The following is a 19,214-nucleotide window of genomic DNA, read 5'->3' as shown; positions in this document are numbered from 1 at the left end:
AACCTTTTTCTACATGTCGAGTTGTGTCCATTTTATGAATTCGTATGCAAAGGAACGAAATTAACACTTACATCATCTGATTTTATTTTGCTATAGTGAAAAACAGACAGTCGGTTTACGGAGGTGAACCGATGAAATGGAAACGAAATCGCAGATAATCATCATCGCGAAAAACCTTTGTCAACGAAAGGGATATGAAGGTGTGATAGTGGATGAATTAATAAGGGAGATAATTATTGATAATATTTCAGCGGCAAACCAATTTAAATGAAGGAGTTTTACGAAGTGAATAAAGAAATTAAAACCGGTCCGATTATGACCGCCCTCTTGGTGGCGGGGTTTGTCGGACTGTTCAGCGAAACAGCTTTAAATATAGCTCTTGGAGAATTAAGTCACATTTTTGAAGTAGATCCTACAACGATTCAGTGGCTTGCAACAGGGTACTTTTTAACGCTTGGCATTCTAGTGCCTGTCACCGGAATTTTAATGCAGAAATTTACGACACGCCAAATGTTCATGGCGTCTTTATTTTTCTCTATTATCGGTACAGTGCTCGCAGCTATAGCCCCTGTTTTCAGCCTGTTATTGACGGCGCGTGTTATTCAAGCGGCAGGGCTTGCAATTATTTTACCATTAACCCAAAATGTCATTTTTACAATCTATCCTCCGAATAAACGAGGAGGAGCAATGGGTATCATGGGCTTAGTCATTTTGGCAGGTCCAGCATTCGGTCCAACATTATCAGGATTCATCTTAGATACAATGTCCTGGCACTGGATCTTCTGGTTCACGATCCCATTCCTTTTGTTCTCCCTTATCTTTGGATATGTCTTCATTCCAAATGTTAATGAAACCCGCCAAGTCTCGATTGATAGCCTTTCCGTCATACTTTCCACAATTGGTTTTGGTGGTGTCGTATACGGAGTGAGTGTTGGCGGAGATCTTGGTTGGACAAATGGTACAGTGCTTGGCACAATTGTTGTTGGATTGCTCGCACTAGTATTATTTGCCGTCCGTCAAACGAAGATGCAACAGCCGATGTTGAATTTAAAAGCATTTAACTACCCGATGTTTGTACTAGGTCTTATGATGAACATCATCGTCTTCCTGAATATGTTATCGATGCTCGTCATATTACCGATGTATATGCAAATGGCACTTTTGGTTTCAGCGTTCGTGACTGGTCTAATTCTACTCCCAGGTAGTATATTAAACTGTATTTTAGCTCCAATTATCGGCCGGTTATTTGATAAGTACGGACCTCGTGCTGTGATCACTCCGGGGACGATTCTGATTGTCATCGGTTATGGCTTATATGCCATGTATGGAACAGAAACGGCGATATGGATGTTGGTTGTCACCCATATTATCATGATGCTTGGGGTCGGTATGGTACTAGCATCCGTACAAACGAATACATTGAATGCATTGCCAAGACAATTTTATCCGGATGGCATTGCTATTACGCAAACTTCGCAGCAAGTGGCAGGAGCAATCGGGATAGCCATCATGGTCTCCCTTTTCACTGCAAAGCAAAACAATCTATTGGCCGGTGTTGCTTCAGACTTCCAGACTGCTGCAGCCACAGGCTCCGCATTCGTATTTAAAATCAGTCTTCTGTTAGCAATAGTAAACGTCATCCTTTCATTATTCATGAAAAGGACGTAATTGTAGATTTATTGAAAGCTGTAGGTGGAGATCCCTTCACACTACGGCTTTTTATTTGTGCGAAAATTGGATTTCTAGCATATGTAAAACTTTTTCACGCATAATTCGTCTATATAGACGGGAATTTCTACTTGCCGATTATATAGTTAGGTGGTATGATACGCGTGCTAAACAAACAACTAAATTATTTTTCATATAGATGAGGCGGTGACCCGACTTGGGTAGATCTGAAAATCGGAAACATAAAAAGAAGAAAAAGATTGGCATCAGTATTGGCATCGTTTTAGTAGTACTTGCCTTTGGAATTTATTACTGGGTCGATCAATACAATAAGGGATTATCACTTTCAGAAGACGGTCCTTTGAAAGAAAAAAACGAGGATTACGGAATTTTTGATGGTCCAGAACCTCAATTCGGGGAAATTAATATTCTACTTCTAGGTTCGGATGCCCGTAAAGAAGAAGACGGACATTCAGACACGTTAATGATTGCGAATTATAATCAGGATACAAAAAAGGTTAAACTCATTTCCATAATGCGTGACACATATGTAGAAATTCCAGGACATCGTAAGCAAAAGATTAATGCTGCATTTCCAATAGGCGGCCCAGAGATGGTCCGTCAGACAATCAAAGAAAACTTCGGTTTGGATGTACACTATTATGCGATGGTCGATTTCAAAGGGTTCCCTAAAATTGTAGACATTATTGCTCCAGACGGAATTGAAGTTGATATTCCGTATACGATGGAGCACGGCATCTATATGACGTTGAAACCTGGAGTCCAGACTTTGCATGGCGATCAGCTTTTAGGTTATGTCCGGTTCCGTCATGATTACAAAAATGACTTTGGCCGGGTGGAACGCCAACAAGAAGTACTTTCCAAATTGAAGGACGAAGCTGTTAGCATTCATAGCATATTGAGTTTACCAAAGCTTTTAGGTGCTGCTGATGCTTATGTTGACACGAATCTCGACAAGATGACGATTCTTTCAATCGGCAAAGGGATTATGGATAATAAATCCGGAAAAATTGAAACGTTGCGAATACCAGTAGATGGCTCTTTTACAGATAAACGTTTTGACTATGTCGGCGAGGTTCTGGATATCGATCTGGAGAAAAACATTGAAAGCTTGAATGACTTTTTAAGTGATACTAGTGAAAAAGATGTAACTGAAGCAAAAAACGAGGCATCCCAATAAACGGGATGCCTCGTTTTTTTGATTATTTAACAGGATCGCCTTCTCGCCTAAAGAACCCGAAGATCCCAACAGTTTGAACGACATTTGTAAATGCTTTCGGATCCACTTCGTTAATGATCTTTTCCAAATCATATAATTCATACCTGGTGATCACTAAATACAGCATATTTTTTTCTTCTTTTGTATATGCACCTTTTGCCGGAACAATCGTAATACCGCGTACCATTTTTTCATGGATCGCACTTTGAAGCTCTTCCGCCTTATGAGTAATAATCATCGCTGTCACCTTCTCATGTCGCGTATGGATCATGTCAATGACAGCGGTAGTGACGTAAAGTGCAATCATCGTGTACAAAGCATTCTCGGGTTCGTAGAGTACTCCCGCAAGAACGATGATGATCCCGTTAAGCAATAGGAAGTATGTTCCGATCGGTTTATCCTGCAGGCGTGACAACACCATAGCGACGATATCCATTCCCCCAGTAGACGCACCTAGCTTCAATGAGATACCAACGCCTACACCCGCGATAACACCGCCGAAAACCGCATTTAAAATAATGTCATCTGACACAGACAGAACGGGCAGCACCTCAAGGAAAAGGGTGGTAAAAAGTACGGAGACAATACTATAGATTGTAAATCCCCTGCCAACTTTGTACCAACCTAATATGAATACGGGAATATTGAATAATAAAAGAAGTATTCCTGTACTTAATGATAATCCAAGATGATCATACAAAACGCTGGAAACAAGCTGAGCCGCTCCCGAGAATCCACTTGCGTAGACATTGGCATTTATCAGAAAGAAATTCAGTGAAATCGCCATTAGTAAAGATCCGAATATGACCACAATGATTCGTTTCGCTTCAATAAAAAACATAAGTACCTCCTAGTCCAATCAGTAGATTATTGATTATACTTCATTTCAACATAATAATCTTCATTTGACTATTCTTACCTTTCTCCGACAGAAAAAGACCAGCGGATACCCGTGGTTATAATTCCATTTGTAAATTTGTTTGCTATATTCCAAAATACACTTGTTTTCTGCAAATCAACGTATATAATTCTGTGTAAAGGTTTTATATTCATAGAAATGTGGAGTGACCATGCGCACATATAACGAAAAGATCAGCATTTACCACGGAATGGCTTCAACGATCGCAACAAACTTTTCAGGTAACTTTTTCCCGATTTTCGCCATAACGATTTTAGGTGCGACGAATTATCAAGTCGGTTTAATCAGTTCCCTGCCGCCATTAATGGCTTTGCTTATGACAATCCCAGCAGCGATTTTATTGAACCGTGCACAGGCACAGAAAAAGCTTGTTGCAATGTCCGTGTTAGTCGCGAGACTGATGTTCCTTTTGATCATCGGGCTTGTCTACATCCCTTCGCAACCATCACAAGCTTGGGTATTTCTAATTGTCATCGCGCTTATGAACTTGCCGAATACCGTCGCCAATGTCGGTTGGCAGACGTTTATAAGTGGCTTAGTCCCAGAGTCCAATCGAGGGACTTTTTTTAGCGATCGAAATAGATTGCTAACAGTTGTTGGACTTTGTTCAACACTTATCATCGGTATTTTAATGAAAGATGCTTCCGCCAGTGTGGTCGCTTATCAAATCTTATTTGGAATCGCCTTCTGCTTCGGTTTGTTTGAAGTGTTCTTATTGATGAAGCATGATGAAGGACAGACGAAAACAGAAGGTCCTCTATTGAAGAAAAAAACAATGGATTGGTCGATTTTCAAGCATAAAAATTATGTATCGTTTCTTATCGCAGCTTTGTTCTTTAATTTTGCATGGCAGATGGCATGGGGCATTTTCAATATTTATCATGTCAGAGTAGTTGGCGCGACGATTTTTTGGATCAGCATGTTTTCGGTCGGCAGTATGTTAGCCCAGATCATATCTTTTCCTTTGTGGAAAAAATGGGCCGAGAAGAGATCGAATACATTAGTATTCGTTTGGGCAGCGATCGGGATGGCAACAACGCCTTTTCTGACCGTCCTATCGACGAACCTTTTTTATATTACATTCATCCAAACCTCTTCAGGATTTTTCCTGGCGGGCGTAGTATTGCTCTTATTCAACTTACTATTGGAACAATCACCCGATGAAGTAAGGACGTATTGCATTACAACTTATAATATTTTATTGTCAGTCGTCGCATTTATCGCACCTCAAATAGGTATTTGGCTGTTGAATCAATTAGGGGTGGAAGTTGCGATGTACTTGAATTCGGTGTTACGTTTCCTAAGTGCTGTTTTATTCTTTATTGTCTACTTGAAATACGCAAGAAAAACTGCACTGATGATTTGAAAAAAGCATTTCCCTAGCTGAATGGGAAATGCTTTTTTCACTTCATTTTATTTTACTAAGTGCTCTTCCAACTTGCCTTCCGGAGAATAGGCAACCGCCTAAGAAGGTCCCTTCAAGTGCCCTGTATCCATGTACTCCTCCTCCGCCAAAACCGGCAACTTCCCCTGCCGCATACAAACCCGGCACAGCCTTTCCCGTGTCATTCAGAACACGGCCTTCCAGATCGGTTTGAAGACCGCCTAACGTTTTTCTTGTCAAGATGTTCAGACGAACTGCGATGAGAGGGCCATTTTTTTCGTCCAATATTTTATGAGGTTTAGCAACACGGATCAATTTGTCCCCAATATAATTCCTCGCCCCGCGCATTGCGGTAATTTGAAGATCTTTTGTAAAAGTGTTTTCCATTTCACGATCCCTTGCAAGCAGCTGCCGTTCAATATGCGCAACGTCCAATAATTCATTGCCAACAAGGTCATTCATACCCTGAACCAACTCCTCTAATGACTTAGCGACAATGAAGTCTTCCCCCTTGTCCATAAAAGCCTTTACGGGCGCAGGAGGACCTGGTAGCACTCTGGACAGGACTTGGCGGATGCTTTTTCCGGTTAGATCCGGGTTCTGCTCAGATCCAGATAGTGCAAATTCTTTTTCAATAATTTTTTCTGTCAGGATGAACCAAGAGTAGTCATATCCCGTCTGCTGTATCGTTTGCAACGTTCCAAGTGTATCGAACCCTGGGAAATTCGGCGCCGGAAAGCGATTCCCTTCAGCATCCAGCCATATGGAGGAAGGCCCGGGGAGAATACGGATACCGTGTGATGGCCAAATCGGATTCCAATTTTTTATGCCCTCCGTATAATGCCACATCCGATCTTTATTGACGATACGTCCGCCTGCCTTTTCAGTAATCGGCAACATTCTGCCATCCACATGAGCGGGCACACCCGAAATCATTTTGTCGGGAGGGTTGCCGAGACGTTTCGGCCAATTTTCTTTGACCATGTCAAAGTTCGCACCGATTCCGCCACTACAAACAACGACTGAAGGTGCCTTATATGTAAATTCACCGATGATCGTGCGCGAACTTGTTTCCCCTCTTTTCACATCACTTCCTTCAAGAATAGATCCTTGAACTCCGATCACTGTCCCATTGTTCGTCAATAATTCGTCGACTTGGTGCCGTGGTCGATAATCGACTAAACCGTCATCGATCCCTTGACGAACAGCCTTTTCAAACGGGTGGACAATGCCTGGGCCTGTTCCCCACACAATATGAAACCTAGGAACTGAATTCCCATGTCCTTCTGCTAAATAGCCCCCACGTTCCGCCCATCCAACTACCGGAAAAAAGCGAATGCCAAGCGAACGCAGCCATTCCCTTTTCTCTCCAGCGGCAAATTCGACATAAGCTTCCGCCCACTTTCTAGCCCAATAATCTTCATCGGCTTCCCGGTCAAATCCAGCGCTCCCCATCCAATCTTGCATGGCAAGTTCATAAGAATCTTTAATACCAAGGCGCCTTTGTTCAGGCGAATCAACAAGAAACAGCCCACCAAAAGACCACCAAGCTTGTCCACCGAGAAATTCTTCTGATTCCTGATCCACTAATAAAACCTTCTTGCCTGCCTTAGTCAATTCAGCCGTTGCCACAAGACCAGCTAGCCCAGCTCCAACTACGATTACATCATACCCCATTGAGCTCCCCCATTCTCCCCTATACTTCTTTCTATCTTTTACATTCGATATAGGAGGCAGTATTCCCTTTTCTCTTGCAAGCATATGAAGATGAAGACTTCAAAAACACAAAGAGGAAAGCCTTTTTCTCGAAGGCTTTCCTCTCGTTTGTATACAACTTTTTCACAATAAAACCATACCGACCAAGCCGCTAACTATCCCTAATGTAACAACTGCTGCACTCACAAATAATAAGACACGTTTTGGAAATGATCTTGCCACCAATAGAAGTGAGGGCAGACTAATGGCAGGCAACGTGACAAGAAGTGCAGCAGCAGGGCCCCCGCCTAGCCCAAAGGACATAAATGTTTGAATGATCGGGATTTCTGCCGCGGTAGGAATGACAAACAGCATCCCGGCAATCGAAAATAGAATAATCGTGACAATCGTATTCGCGGCGACTTCGCCAACATGTGGGAACAGCCACACACGTACAGCCCCCATTAAAAGAACAGATAAAACATACGCTGGAAGAATATAGAGGGACATTGATCCTAAGCTTTTCATCCATCTCACCAGGAATGATCCTGTCTCTTCCATCGGCGCCTTGTCCATAATGGATTCAATATCTACAGAGTTTGTCTGTTTGACGAACCGATTCGCTAAATAGCTAACGCCGAACGTTAACACGATGCCGAAGACGACACGTAATAAAGTGAATTTCCATGACAACACAAACGTCATGAAAATCAACGTTGCCGGATTTAGCATCGGATTGCCAATCCAAAATGCTAAACTTGCGCCGACAGACGCATTTTTCTTGCGTAAACCTACAGCAACGGGAGCGGCACAACATGTACACATCATTCCTGGAAGTGCCGACAGACCGCCAATCGCGGTGCTCCCAAACGAGGTTTTACCAAGTACTTTCAGCAGCCAGTTAGCGGGAAGTAAAACCTGTATCAACGATCCCAAAATGATTCCTAATACAGCCGCTTTCCAAACAGCCTTAAAATATGTTAAAGCATATGACGTAGCACTTTCCCATGAAAAAGAACCTGTGGCAGACGGATCACCCAAAATGGAATCACCGATTGAATGGGTTGTAGCCGCCAAGAAACTTTTTCCGTAATATGGGACCCACTTAACATACGCCAATCCTGCAATCGCAATTAAAAAGAATGCTATAACGAAAATAATCGTCCTTTTAGATCTGGACGACTCCGAATAAGTAGATTGCCTCAATGATAGGACCTCCAAATGAAATATACCAACAAGTTATTATATCACTATAAGATAAAAATGCCGAGTGAAAAATAAAACAGCAGAAAAAGCAAATTAAAAACGCCCGGATTGAGCGTTTTCAATAAGATATTTTACTAGATCCCTAACGATTTCTAGCGTGAAACTGGCGGTGGAGTTCGCGAACTTGCTCCGCCAGTTCAGGAACAGGGCCGTCGACTGGAGTATCACGGATAACATCGTGGATCGGCAGACTTCGAACGCGCGATTGAGAAACATTAACCCCAATTTCGCTCAACCATTGTACAAGTTGCGCGGACGAACTGACGTATACAATCCGGCCCAAACCTACCCAACCGTGCGCCGCAGCACACATCGGACAATGTTCACCTGAAGTATATACGGTGGCCTTCTCCCTTTCTTCTAACGTCAAATTCTCTGCTGCCCATCGCGCTATAGCAAATTCGGGGTGTTGCGTGTGATCACCGCCCGCGACGTGGTTATGATCTTCCACAAGCATGTCCCCAGTAGCTGATACCAAGACTGAACCAAAGGGCTCGTCACCTTTCTCCAGCGCAAGCTTCGCCAGTTCAATGCAACGTTGCAGATACTTTAAATCTGTCTCATTTATCATAATCAATGCTCCTTATACTGTTTTTAGTTTTGGATTGGACAGTTCATTGCAAACTACTCTGCTTCAACAACAAAATCTGTATACGACTTGCCATCAACAGCCACATCAATCTTCCAAAGTCCCGCCTCTTTAACTCCAAACTTAGCTTGACTTTCCGTATTGAAAATTTCCTGTTCATGAAGTTTTACAAGCTCTCCCGTATCTTGGTGGGTCGCTGTAATCTTATATGCTTGACCACTAAATCCATTTTCTAAAAAGTAAATAGCATACAATCTCCCTTGATCTGCTGGGAACGCTGGCTCATCTGCTTCTCCATTCAGTTTAACAACACCAAATTTTCCCTTAGTCCCATGCAGAATCACATTTTCATTTGTAAACGTTGGACTTACTTTCCAGTCAGCAGATTCCTTATCGGCACACCTAGTTAAAATTAATCCAACTAAAAGCAGTGAAAAAATATACCTTTTCACTTACTCCCATCTCTCCCCTCCATTTATTTTGAATTCTATTATCCCCAAGCATCATATTACACAGAACCTTTAAACATTTTAACTTATTCTATCATAGATTTGCCGAATTCCTTCAGAAATCTAGCTTTCATCTGAAAGAGGTAGCATTTATTCTTTAATTACCCTACGGATTGGAAAAATAGGTATTAATAACGGTCGATTAAACAGCTCTTAATGTACCAGTAGAGTGATATTTTAGCTTCAACAGGCAATTAAACAGCTCTTAATGTACCGGTCGAGAGATATTTTGGCTCCCACGGGCAGTTAAACGGCTCTTAATGTACCGGTCGAGAGATATTTAGGCTCCCACGGGCAATTAAACAGCTCTTAATGTACCGGTCGAGAGGAGTTTTGGCTCTCACGGGCAATTAAACAGCTCTTAATGTACCGGTCGAGAGAAATTCAGGCTCCCGCGGGCAGTTAAACGGCTCTTAATGTACCGGTCGAGAGATATTTTTGCTCCCACGAGCAATTAAACAGCTCTTAATGTACCGGTCGAGAGATATTTAGGCTCCCGCTGGCAATTAAATGAGCACTGCAGTTGAGAAACAACTGGATTTAACGTTTTCTCCCCATCAACCGAACCGGTTAAATATGAAAAAGCAGCCGGAACGAATTCATTCCAACTGCCAGTAAATGTGATTTGCATTTCTAATGAATCATTCTTCCGAAACGGTCTGCAACAACGGGGGTCGGTTCTCCAACACTGTACAATTGTAAATAATGCATGGCTCTTGTGCAGGCCGTGTAGAATAGTCTGCGAAGGCTCTCATCGCCATATACATGCTCAGAAGCGTCATAAATAATGACCGCTTCAAATTCAATGCCTTTGGCTAAATACGTCGGTACAACGACGACTCCTTGCTCATACTCCATCGAACCGGTCCTCAACAATTTAATGTCGGCAATGGAGGATAGTGCCTCAAATGCACTTCTGCTTTCTTCGGCTGATTTGCAAATAATCGCAATGCTATTGTAGCCGTCATTTCGTAATTCATCGACTTTCGTCGCAATGTTGCGATGCAGCTCTGCATGATCACCCAATTGTTTTAACACAGGCTGCTCACCCTCACGTTCAAATGGAATGATTTGCTCGCCATTTGGCACCAATTTCCGTGTGAATTCGATGATCGGTTTAGTGGAACGGTAGCTTCTTGCCATGTTGATCACGTCTGTTTCATCAGGACCATATAGACCGGTAAGCATTTGGAAATCAACCGTTTCGCTTGCATGCGCAAAGATTGCCTGATTAAAATCTCCTAACACGGTCATTTTTGCCGATGGAAACAGCCGTCTCAAAAACTCAAACTGAAAAGGTGAATAGTCCTGCGCCTCATCAACGACGATATGTTTAATCGTACGATTCGCCTGAAACCCTTGGATAAGCTCGTTCAACAGCAAGAAAGGTGTGGCATCTTCGTAATGTAGTCGATTTTCATCTAACATCTTTTGTGTAGCTCGACAGATAGCCGGCCATTCCGCTGGGGGATCCGTAGTCAACCATTGCTTTATGTGTGAAGCGTCAGCAAAAAGCTGCATATAGATCCCCTTCATATCGATGAACTCCATCGCTTTTACCCTTTTTCGTAATGTCCTTAATCGTTGTTGAACAATCAATTTGGCAAGTTCTTTCGGCTCCATCTCATAATCAGCGATCGATTCCCTTTTAAATCCATTCTTCTTCGCTAAGTATGCATGTGCCTTATGATATTCCTCATCGCTAAGCAGTTCAATTTTTTCCTGTACCCAAGGTTGACTCCATTCTTGCTTTTGCGTTTCATTAATCTTTTTCAGTAACCAGTCCTTCAACTTTTCAAGTCGATTATGGAAACGGAGTGAAGTGTCGGCCTGATAAAACCTTTCAGCCATTTGCTCATTGGACACAATCGGCTTTCCTCTGAACATCAAATCCTTAAAAAACAATCCTGAAATCTCTAACGATTTCCTATATGATTCAATCGCTTGAAAGAAAATCGGGGATGCTTTGAATCGGATGCTTTCAACCCTCGAGTTATAGGAAGGGGAATTCATAGCTGTTAAAACATATTCCAATTGATCGTAAGGATTTTCAACTTGATAGTCCTTGCTTAACCGATGATTCAAGTATTCTTGGAAAGTGACTTGTTGCATATTCTCTTCACCTAGCTCCGGCAGAACATTGGAGACGTAACTATTGAATAACGCATTCGGTGAAAATAAAATGATTTGATCGGCATTCAAACTCTCCCGGTATTTGTATAGTAAATAAGCGATCCGCTGAAGAGCGGCTGACGTTTTTCCACTTCCTGCCGGACCATGAACGATGAGAAGCTTTCCAGTGTCGTGACGTATGATTCGGTTTTGCTCTTGCTGAATCGTCGCTACGATACTATGCATATGCTTGTCGGTCCCTTTTCCCAATGCGATCTGTAATATTTCATCCCCGATTGTAAGACTCGTATCGAACATTGATTGAAGGGTCCCGCCCCGAATTAGGTATTGCCATTTTTTCAGTAACTCTCCTTGGATAAGTCCACCTGGGGTTACATATGAAGCGTCTCCCGGTTGATAATCGTAATAGACACTTGAAATCGGTGCTCGCCAGTCGTAAATTAGGAAATCTTCACCACTGTCATCAGATAGCGTTGCAATTCCAATATAGATTTGTTCTTCAGTTGAAACGCCTTCTTCAATGAAATCAATTCGACCAAAATACGGGATTTCTTTCATCCGGCGCAGTGTTGACAATCTTTTGGCTGCATGCCGATGTGTCGTTTGGCTGACAGCTAATGCTTGTGCCTCTTGTCTTAAGCCAATGATCGTTTCAAGATAATCATCAAAAGAATCTACATTGACCTTGATTTCATCCCAGAAATGCTTCCGGATATTTACTACTTCATTTCGTTGTCGGGACGTATCCTCCTCCAATTTGTGTATCCGTTTCGAAATGATTTCCAATACATCGTCCACTCGTTGCTGCTCCTGCTGAAAAGATGATTTCATATGAAACACACTCCTTAAAAAAATGAGTTAAAGGGTTGACAAACGAATAGATTGCATTATATAATTAAAGTAGGGAAAATATATACTTTTAATTATAAAGAGTCTATCTATATAAACTTACCATAAAACCTCAGTTAATTCAATGGTCGGTCATGATAAAAAAGGCAGTTGGAATGAATTCATTTCAACTGCCTTTTTCTATTCATTTTAATTCCAATCATCATTCTAGTATTAGCAGCTGTTAGAAAAAGTCGCGAACTGGTATATAATGAATCTTAGTAGAAAGGAGATAAGATAATGGCAGAACATGAATTTCATTTAAAAGCGGAGTGGCCGGGACTACGAAATGATGTAGGTACAATTGAAACATTGAACTTGAATACTCAAGTTTCTATTCCCATAGAGATGGATGGGCCGGGCATCGGAACAAATCCTGACGAAATGCTGCTTGGAGCAGCTGCAACCTGCTATATCATCACCCTCGCGGCTATGCTGGAACGAAACGGTATTGAAAAGGAAAACTTGACGATGGAATCCGTCGGGATTGTCGATGTTACAAACGGCGTGATTACATACAAGAAGATTATACATAAGCCGGAAATCATTTTGCCGGAAGATACTACTGAGAAGAAGCGTATCATTGTACAGCGGTTAATTATGAAAGCGGAGACTTCATGCATGATTAGCCGAGCCTTAAAAGGCAATGTCGAGGTATCTGTTGAACCGATCATTCAATAGCCAACAGAATGAAACCATCTATCCTTTCAAGCGTAGAATATAGTATTGGAGGTGTCCCTATGGGTTTTAATTCATTTGACGGTTTCATGTTTTCATTTCTTCCTATTTTTATGGTCGTCATTCCCATACTAGTAATCGGTACATTCGTGTTTGTTATTGTTAAAGGACTTAGTCAATGGACAAAGAATAACAATTCACCTAGGCTATCAGTTCCTTCGCAAGTCGTGACGAAACGATCACAAACATCGGGAGGCAGCGGTGACTCATCCGCCTCGACGTGGTATTATGTGACATTTCAAGTAGAAAGCGGCGACCGTGTGGAATTGGGTGTTAAAGACTCTGAATACGGAATGTTAGTAGAAGGAGATTTTGGCATTCTAACGTTTCAAGGGACGCGATATTTAGGTTTTGAAAGGAAATAAACATCTAAATAAAACAAACTAAAGAAACGAACAGTTGCTTTCCGTTCCAGGCGGACGCTTTCCGCGGGCATGGCTTCAGCCAATCGAACAACGAAGAGTTCGATTTGCCGTATTTCTGCGCGCTTTTTGCAGAAATTAAGGCATCCGCCAGCTACTCCCTGCTCGCAACGCTGCGCTTGTGCTCGCAAACGCCGTTCTTCGTAACGGCGTTCGCTGGAGTCGCCGCCTTCCACTACAAGCAACAGAAAATGCCAGTCACAATTCATTAGTTCGCTCTATATAAATAAAAGCTGTCCGGAAAATCAGTTTGTATTGATTTTCCGGACAGCTTATTCTTTTGTTACTCCACGGATCCGCAAAATAGGTATATCCGGCGATTAAACAGCTCTTAATGTCCCGGGCGAGGCAAAATCAGGCTCCCGCGGGCAATTAAACGGCTCTTAATGTCCCGGGCGAGGCAAAATCAGACGCCCACGGGCAATTAAATAGTTCTTAATGTCCCGGTCGCAGGCAAAATAGGCGTTCACGGGCAATTAAATAGTTCTCAAGACGTTTCCGAAAGAAAAAAAACTATTAAACACGCTGCCATTTTTGGATGGAATACGAAACATCGCTTCGCAATCGAGGGGCTTGATTCGCTTTCATCAAAGCAAAATAAAGGGTTTTCATAAATTGCATAATGTTCGTGCGGGCATGATAAAAGGTAGCTGAGCCATCCATTCTGGAAGCCGCTCGGTCTAGACGGTCAAATATCTGTTCCAACCATTCTACGAGAACCTCTTCCGGATAATCTTGCTTTACGAGAGACAAAACGACAGAAACTAGACGTTCATCCTCATCGTCCGTATAAACGCCGCCTTTCCAAAAACATGTTGAAACTCCTTCAAGAATTACTGGAATCAGTTTAAGTTCCAACGAGGGATGGTTCACCGCCATTGTCGCAAGATCTGCTCCATGGGCGATACTATGCGCCCATCCTTTCCCGTCTACAAATCCGCGGGTATCCATTTCTTTTGCTAGATACATTGCGCTTTTCTCAAAAGCATACTTACGCAAATCGTCTTCTAAAAAAGGTTGTTCTTTGTCTTTCCATAGGAGTGCTGTCAGCCATAATGAGGAAAAAGAGCGTATGAAAACCGTATCCGACTCAATTTCACCGATTGATGCGAATAAATAACGATCACTCACGATCTCTTCCACAGCTTTTATCAAAAGTTCGCGTTTCAGAAAATCGCCTGAAATTAATTTAACAATTAATCGATAAATCAATTCATCCCGCAATTCACCGTCGGTCGAGCCCACGCTTTTGAGCATGTATGCAAACAGTTCTTCACCATGCTTTTGCATATATGAAAAGCATTGCTTGTCTTCCATCTCTAATACTTCTTTTATCTGTAGTTTCATTACGTACCTCGCATTTCTAAATCACTCTTCAAATTCAGGTTCAAGCCGCTTCATGAATTCCTCCACTGCGCTATACCCCTGCTGTTGTAGATACCAGTTATTTGCTGCTGCTTCAATTAGGCCGGCCACATCTCTCCCTGGTTGCAATTGGATTTGGATATGTGGAATTTGGACGTCCATGTACGTTTTATATTTCGTATCTAGCTCGAGTTCATTGTTCAACGCATTTTCCTGCCACTCCGTTAATTCGATATCGAGGGCGATTCGGCTCTCTTCTTGAAAAGCCGCCCGGCCGTAAAGCCTGACAACGTTCAGCAGGCCAATACTTCGCAACGCAAGAAATTCCTTATTTTTTTCATTATGCGTTCCAAGAAGTGTTTGTGGACTCAGCTTTTTCAGCACAACGATATCATCTGCAATGAGGCGATGTCCCCTGCCGATCAATGTATGAGCCGTTTCGCTTTTTCCGACCCCTGATTTTCCGCGCAATAAAATACCAATCCCTGCAACATTGACACAAACCCCATGGACAGCAATTTCAGGTGCCATCGCCTTCGTAACATAAGCGTCTAATTTTGCACTCATTTCACTTGTCGAATCGGGTGTTCTTAACACGGGGATATGCTCTTCTGTGCAATATTGACGTAAACCAAGCGGTTCTTCCTGATTGGAAGTGATAATAATGCAAGGCGGATCGTATTGAACGATATTGGCAATTCGCAACTTGCACTCCTCGTCCGATAATGTATGCAAATAATTGATTTCGTTTTTCCCAAGGATCTGAACATGTTCTGTTGCGATAAAATCGAATTTATCCATGAATTCCAGTCCTGGTCTTCGAACTTTCGTCTTTTTTAAAATTCTATCAAGCTGATTATGCCCGATGAGAACTTCCAGTTTGAATCGTTTCACGACATTTTCAATCGTTACCGTTTTCATTGCCGCACTTCCCTGCTCATGTAATTTGTCAATAGTATAACATGAAAAGGAATATTTTAGTTTATGTAGTATTTTTCTTTCACATGTTTTCGACAAATCGGAGAAGACTATATTGAAAGGAGCGAATACGATGCCTAGCAAAAATAAAATTTTAGTACCCCAAGCCCGTAAACAGCTGGATCAGTTAAAAGCGGATGTAATGAAAGCGAAAGGTTACAAAGTCGATAATGAACGTCCGGATGCTGTTAAATATGAGGTCGCAAAGGAATTAGGAATTCCCTTATCAGATGGCTATAATGGAAAACTGACGTCGGAGCAAGCAGGAAAAATCGGAGGGCCAATTGGTGGTAATATGGTAAAAGAGATGGTCCGGTTGGCACAGGAGCAAATGGCAAAGAATCAACAATAATAAGTGCTGCTTATGAAGAAACTGTTAACTACCGAACAAATAGCTGTCCACATCGACAGCTATTTTTTCATGAAGTATTTTCGGCCAAGTCTTTCAACTAAACTTGGCGCTACAGCGTAAAGTTTGCTAGTCACACCCATAATGCCTGGCAGATTGATTTCGCGGACAGGTTTTTTGATTGTTTTCACGATCGTCTCGGCAACCTTATCAACTTGAAGTAAATGTTTTCCTAAAGAGGACCGGTATTTCCCTGTTTGATCTGCCGCATCGATGAAAGGCGTATCAATCGGTCCCGGATGGATGACACTGACATCTATTCCGTATTCTGCAACTTCCATCCGCAATGCGTTAGTATAGCCGATCAACGCATGCTTTGTCGCCGCGTAGACAGAAGATTTGGGCGTTGCTACTTTCCCTGCTTGAGAACCGATATAAATCAGATGACCTTTTTGACGCTCCATCATTTGCGGCAAGATACATTTGGTGAGCGCAATCGGCGCGATTACATTTGTTTCCATCATCATGCGGATGGATTCTTCCGGCAGTAAGTGCGCTGCTTCAAAAAGACCGACGCCTGCCGAGAAAATGACAATGTCCGGCTCACCTATTCTTTCCAAGACCTTTTTCATATTATCCATATTCGTTACATCTGCCGGAATGGCTTCTGCACCTTCGCTTTGCAGTTCCCATAATTTATCCGGCGCCCTGCCTGTCGCATAGACACTGAAATTATCCGGATCAGCCAATAACCGCATAGCTACAGCAAAACCGACACCACTCGTCGCCCCTGTTAGTAAGACTTTACGTCTGTTCATAATTCAAGACGCCGCCTTCACCTACATTTTCGCGAATCAACCCTTTCGACAGCAAATAATCGGTTTGTCCGATTGTTTCGGATAAGGTGAGCCCCAATTCCCTTTCATACACAGCAGGGAATAATTGCTGGGTTAATTGATAGATTGTCTTGCTTCCTTCATTCAACATGCCATGCACTTTCATGGCGCGTTCATGTTGTTTTTGTAAACGGGTTTCAATGAGTGAATGCACATCCTGCACTTCATTCCCATGTCCGCCGTATACAATGTCAATCGGCAAATCCAAAAGCCTCGTCAAGGAATTATTGTATTGAAGCATGGATTTCGGACGGGCATCACTTGGGTTCGCAGGTGGTTCAATCAATGGATTGGATGATACCTTTTCAAGAACGAGGTCGCCGCCGATCATTTCACCCGTCTTTTCGTTGAACAAAGCAATGTGACTTTGTGCATGCCCTAAAGTTTCCATCACAATCCAACCTGGATGTCCGCTCCACTCGTCACCTTCCCCAATCGTTCTGTCCAGTGTCCGTTCGCCCATCAATTTTATTGGCCGTTTCATCTTTTCCACCCATTTGAAATTGACTTCCGGTACCCCTTCTTCTTTCAAACAATCCAAATAGAAACGGTCATGGTACTCCATGAAAGCCGCATCTCTTTTCAACCAAAGATCATTATAAGGGTGACCGATCAATTCAGCTCTGTCAAAAGCGTCCATCCAACCCGCGTGATCTGGATGATGATGCGTTAAAATCACTTGTTCTATATCGTTGAACGTATAGCCAATCTCTTTCAACCCTTGCTTCAAAGCTTCGAGTGCTTCCGGCGTTTTCGGACCGGCATCGACAATCGAAAGCGCATCCCCCTTCACGACAAATGCATTGACATCACCGACTGCAAACGGTGTAGGAATAACAATTTTATGGATCATATGCGTAACTCCTTCTAATTTCTCCAGATAATTAATGAATGGTTATTCAGTCTATTGTACATCTTTTACCAAGCTGCGTCATCCTTGGGAAACTATGTGAAACTTTTAAACTGCTTGAACGTAGTATGTTATAATGACCATAACTTTTTACTAGGGGGATGAATATGGGGATTTTTAATTTTTTCAAGAGTCAATTCATCGAAGTCATCGAGTGGACCGATCAAAGCTCTAATACGATGGTCTACCGTTTTCCGGTACAAAATAATGAAATCAAAATGGGTGCCAGTTTGATCGTCAGGGAATCACAAGTAGCGATCTTCGTGAACGAAGGAGAGATTGCCGACGTATTCATGCCTGGCAATCATGTGCTTTATACACAAAACATGCCAGTGCTAACAAAACTAAAATCTTGGAAGACAGGATTCAACTCCCCTTTCAAGGCGGAAGTCTATTTTGTGAACACGAAGCAATTCATTGATCAAAAATGGGGAACGTCGAATCCGATTATGATGCGCGACCCTGAATTTGGCATGATCCGTTTGCGTGGATATGGAATCTATTCCTATAAAGTAGCTGATCCAGTCGTCTTTTTGAAAGAATTATTCGGGACGAACGCTTCTTATGATACGAGCAACATTGAAAGCCATTTGAAAAAAATGATCCTATCGGGATTGACTGATCTTTTTGCGGAATCCCAAATTCCGGCACTTGATCTTGCAATGCATTATGACGAGCTCAGTACAGAAGGCAAAGCTAAGATGCAGGAACGTTTTGCCCAATTCGGTTTTGAAATCACTTCCCTCTATATTGAGAATCTGTCATTGCCTAAAGAAGTTGAACAAGCGATGGACAAGCGCACAACAATGGGTGTCCTTGGAGACATGAACACCTATACTCAATACCAGGCTGCTGAAGCGATCCGTGAAGCGGCGCGCAATGAAGGCGGCGGTATGGCTGCAACAGGTGCCGGCATCGGCGCTGGAGCAGCAATCGGTAATGCGATGGCTGGCGCATTCAATGCCAATCAGCAACAACCAGCTTCTCCTGCTCCTGTAGAATCAGCAAAAATCGCTTGCCCACATTGTCAGTCACAAATTCGAGCAACAGCAAAATTCTGTCCGGAATGCGGTAAAACTGTCCAACAGAAGACGGTCCCTTGCGTCAATTGTAAGGCGGAGATTAAGGAAGGCTCGAAGTTTTGCGGCGATTGCGGGGCAAAACAAGTTACTGAGAAGAAATGTGAGACCTGCGGAGCAATCAACGGACCAGCAGCAAAGTTTTGTGGTGATTGTGGAGAGGGACTTGAAGGTTAGAGGTGAAAC

At 42.6% G+C, this 19,214-nt stretch carries 18 protein-coding genes; 7 read left to right on the top strand and 11 right to left on the bottom strand.

What is annotated here, in order from left to right; genetic code table 11:
• Positions 1-285: 285 nt before the first annotated feature.
• Both SLU01_RS12895 and SLU01_RS12890 read left to right on the top strand, forming a co-directional pair.
• Complete coding sequence (locus SLU01_RS12895) at positions 286-1,668, top strand: DHA2 family efflux MFS transporter permease subunit (RefSeq protein WP_147058971.1); 1,383 nt, start codon at positions 286-288, stop codon at positions 1,666-1,668.
• A 217-nt stretch (positions 1,669-1,885) separates the two neighbouring features.
• Positions 1,886-2,869 carry an LCP family protein gene (locus SLU01_RS12890; protein ID WP_147058969.1) on the top strand — a complete coding sequence of 328 codons (984 nt, stop codon included), beginning with the start codon at positions 1,886-1,888 and terminating at the stop codon, positions 2,867-2,869.
• Between the two features lie 22 nt (positions 2,870-2,891).
• Here the strand turns inward: SLU01_RS12890 and SLU01_RS12885 are convergent, their stop codons facing one another.
• Positions 2,892-3,749 carry a YitT family protein gene (locus SLU01_RS12885; RefSeq protein ID WP_147058967.1) on the bottom strand — a complete coding sequence of 286 codons (858 nt, stop codon included), beginning with the start codon at positions 3,747-3,749 and terminating at the stop codon, positions 2,892-2,894.
• A gap of 229 nt (positions 3,750-3,978) precedes the next feature.
• Here SLU01_RS12885 and SLU01_RS12880 point away from each other — a divergent pair, with 229 nt between their 5' ends.
• A complete protein-coding gene (locus SLU01_RS12880) occupies positions 3,979-5,193 on the top strand; it encodes an MFS transporter (protein WP_147058965.1) in 1,215 nt (404 codons plus the stop codon).
• Positions 5,194-5,235: 42 nt separating this feature from the next.
• On the opposite strand, the gene SLU01_RS12875 is transcribed toward SLU01_RS12880, so the two are convergent.
• From SLU01_RS12875 to helD, 5 genes are all read right to left on the bottom strand, one after another.
• A complete protein-coding gene (locus SLU01_RS12875; protein ID WP_147058963.1) occupies positions 5,236-6,888 on the bottom strand; it encodes an FAD-binding dehydrogenase in 1,653 nt (550 codons plus the stop codon).
• A gap of 162 nt (positions 6,889-7,050) precedes the next feature.
• Positions 7,051-8,112, bottom strand: coding sequence for a permease (locus SLU01_RS12870; protein ID WP_147058961.1), 1,062 nt, complete (start codon positions 8,110-8,112; stop codon positions 7,051-7,053).
• A 142-nt stretch (positions 8,113-8,254) separates the two neighbouring features.
• The gene (locus tag SLU01_RS12865) at positions 8,255-8,743 is read right to left on the bottom strand and encodes a nucleoside deaminase (protein ID WP_147058959.1); all 489 of its coding nucleotides are present in this window, start codon (positions 8,741-8,743) and stop codon (positions 8,255-8,257) included.
• A 53-nt stretch (positions 8,744-8,796) separates the two neighbouring features.
• Complete coding sequence (locus tag SLU01_RS12860) at positions 8,797-9,213, bottom strand: DUF4871 domain-containing protein (RefSeq protein ID WP_147058957.1); 417 nt, start codon at positions 9,211-9,213, stop codon at positions 8,797-8,799.
• Positions 9,214-9,903: 690 nt separating this feature from the next.
• Entirely contained in the window at positions 9,904-12,234 is a 2,331-nt protein-coding gene (gene helD, locus SLU01_RS12855; RefSeq protein ID WP_147058955.1) for an RNA polymerase recycling motor HelD, read from the bottom strand.
• Positions 12,235-12,531: 297 nt separating this feature from the next.
• Here helD and SLU01_RS12850 point away from each other — a divergent pair, with 297 nt between their 5' ends.
• Positions 12,532-12,972, top strand: coding sequence for an OsmC family protein (locus tag SLU01_RS12850; RefSeq protein ID WP_147058953.1), 441 nt, complete (start codon positions 12,532-12,534; stop codon positions 12,970-12,972).
• Positions 12,973-13,031: 59 nt separating this feature from the next.
• Positions 13,032-13,394: a DUF2500 domain-containing protein gene (locus SLU01_RS12845; RefSeq protein WP_147058951.1), complete on the top strand. Its 363-nt coding sequence runs from the start codon at positions 13,032-13,034 to the stop codon at positions 13,392-13,394.
• Here the strand turns inward: SLU01_RS12845 and SLU01_RS12840 are convergent.
• From SLU01_RS12840 to hprK, 3 genes are all read right to left on the bottom strand, one after another.
• Positions 13,358-13,660: a hypothetical protein gene (locus tag SLU01_RS12840; RefSeq protein ID WP_147058949.1), complete on the bottom strand. Its 303-nt coding sequence runs from the start codon at positions 13,658-13,660 to the stop codon at positions 13,358-13,360. The genes SLU01_RS12845 and SLU01_RS12840 overlap by 37 nt on opposite strands.
• Positions 13,661-13,967: 307 nt before the next feature.
• Entirely contained in the window at positions 13,968-14,798 is an 831-nt protein-coding gene (locus SLU01_RS12835; RefSeq protein WP_147058947.1) for a DUF2785 domain-containing protein, read from the bottom strand.
• A gap of 21 nt (positions 14,799-14,819) precedes the next feature.
• On the bottom strand, positions 14,820-15,737 hold the full coding sequence (gene hprK, locus SLU01_RS12830; RefSeq protein ID WP_147058945.1) for an HPr(Ser) kinase/phosphatase: 918 nt from the start codon (positions 15,735-15,737) through the stop codon (positions 14,820-14,822).
• A 130-nt stretch (positions 15,738-15,867) separates the two neighbouring features.
• Here hprK and SLU01_RS12825 point away from each other — a divergent pair, with 130 nt between their 5' ends.
• A complete protein-coding gene (locus SLU01_RS12825; RefSeq protein WP_147058943.1) occupies positions 15,868-16,146 on the top strand; it encodes an alpha/beta-type small acid-soluble spore protein in 279 nt (92 codons plus the stop codon).
• Between the two features lie 59 nt (positions 16,147-16,205).
• Here SLU01_RS12825 and SLU01_RS12820 read toward each other — a convergent pair whose 3' ends face one another.
• Both SLU01_RS12820 and SLU01_RS12815 read right to left on the bottom strand, forming a co-directional pair.
• Complete coding sequence (locus SLU01_RS12820; RefSeq protein ID WP_147058942.1) at positions 16,206-16,961, bottom strand: SDR family NAD(P)-dependent oxidoreductase; 756 nt, start codon at positions 16,959-16,961, stop codon at positions 16,206-16,208.
• Complete coding sequence (locus SLU01_RS12815) at positions 16,948-17,892, bottom strand: MBL fold metallo-hydrolase (protein ID WP_147058940.1); 945 nt, start codon at positions 17,890-17,892, stop codon at positions 16,948-16,950. The genes SLU01_RS12820 and SLU01_RS12815 overlap by 14 nt, the downstream gene beginning before the upstream one ends.
• A 164-nt stretch (positions 17,893-18,056) precedes the next feature.
• On the opposite strand from SLU01_RS12815, the gene SLU01_RS12810 reads away from it, so the two are divergent.
• Positions 18,057-19,205: an SPFH domain-containing protein gene (locus SLU01_RS12810; RefSeq protein ID WP_147058939.1), complete on the top strand. Its 1,149-nt coding sequence runs from the start codon at positions 18,057-18,059 to the stop codon at positions 19,203-19,205.
• Positions 19,206-19,214 lie beyond the last annotated feature (9 nt).

The sequence above is a fragment of the Sporosarcina luteola genome (genome assembly GCF_007991495.1).
Lineage (GTDB): Bacteria > Bacillota > Bacilli > Bacillales_A > Planococcaceae > Sporosarcina > Sporosarcina luteola.
This window is presented reverse-complemented; position numbering and strand designations above follow the sequence as displayed.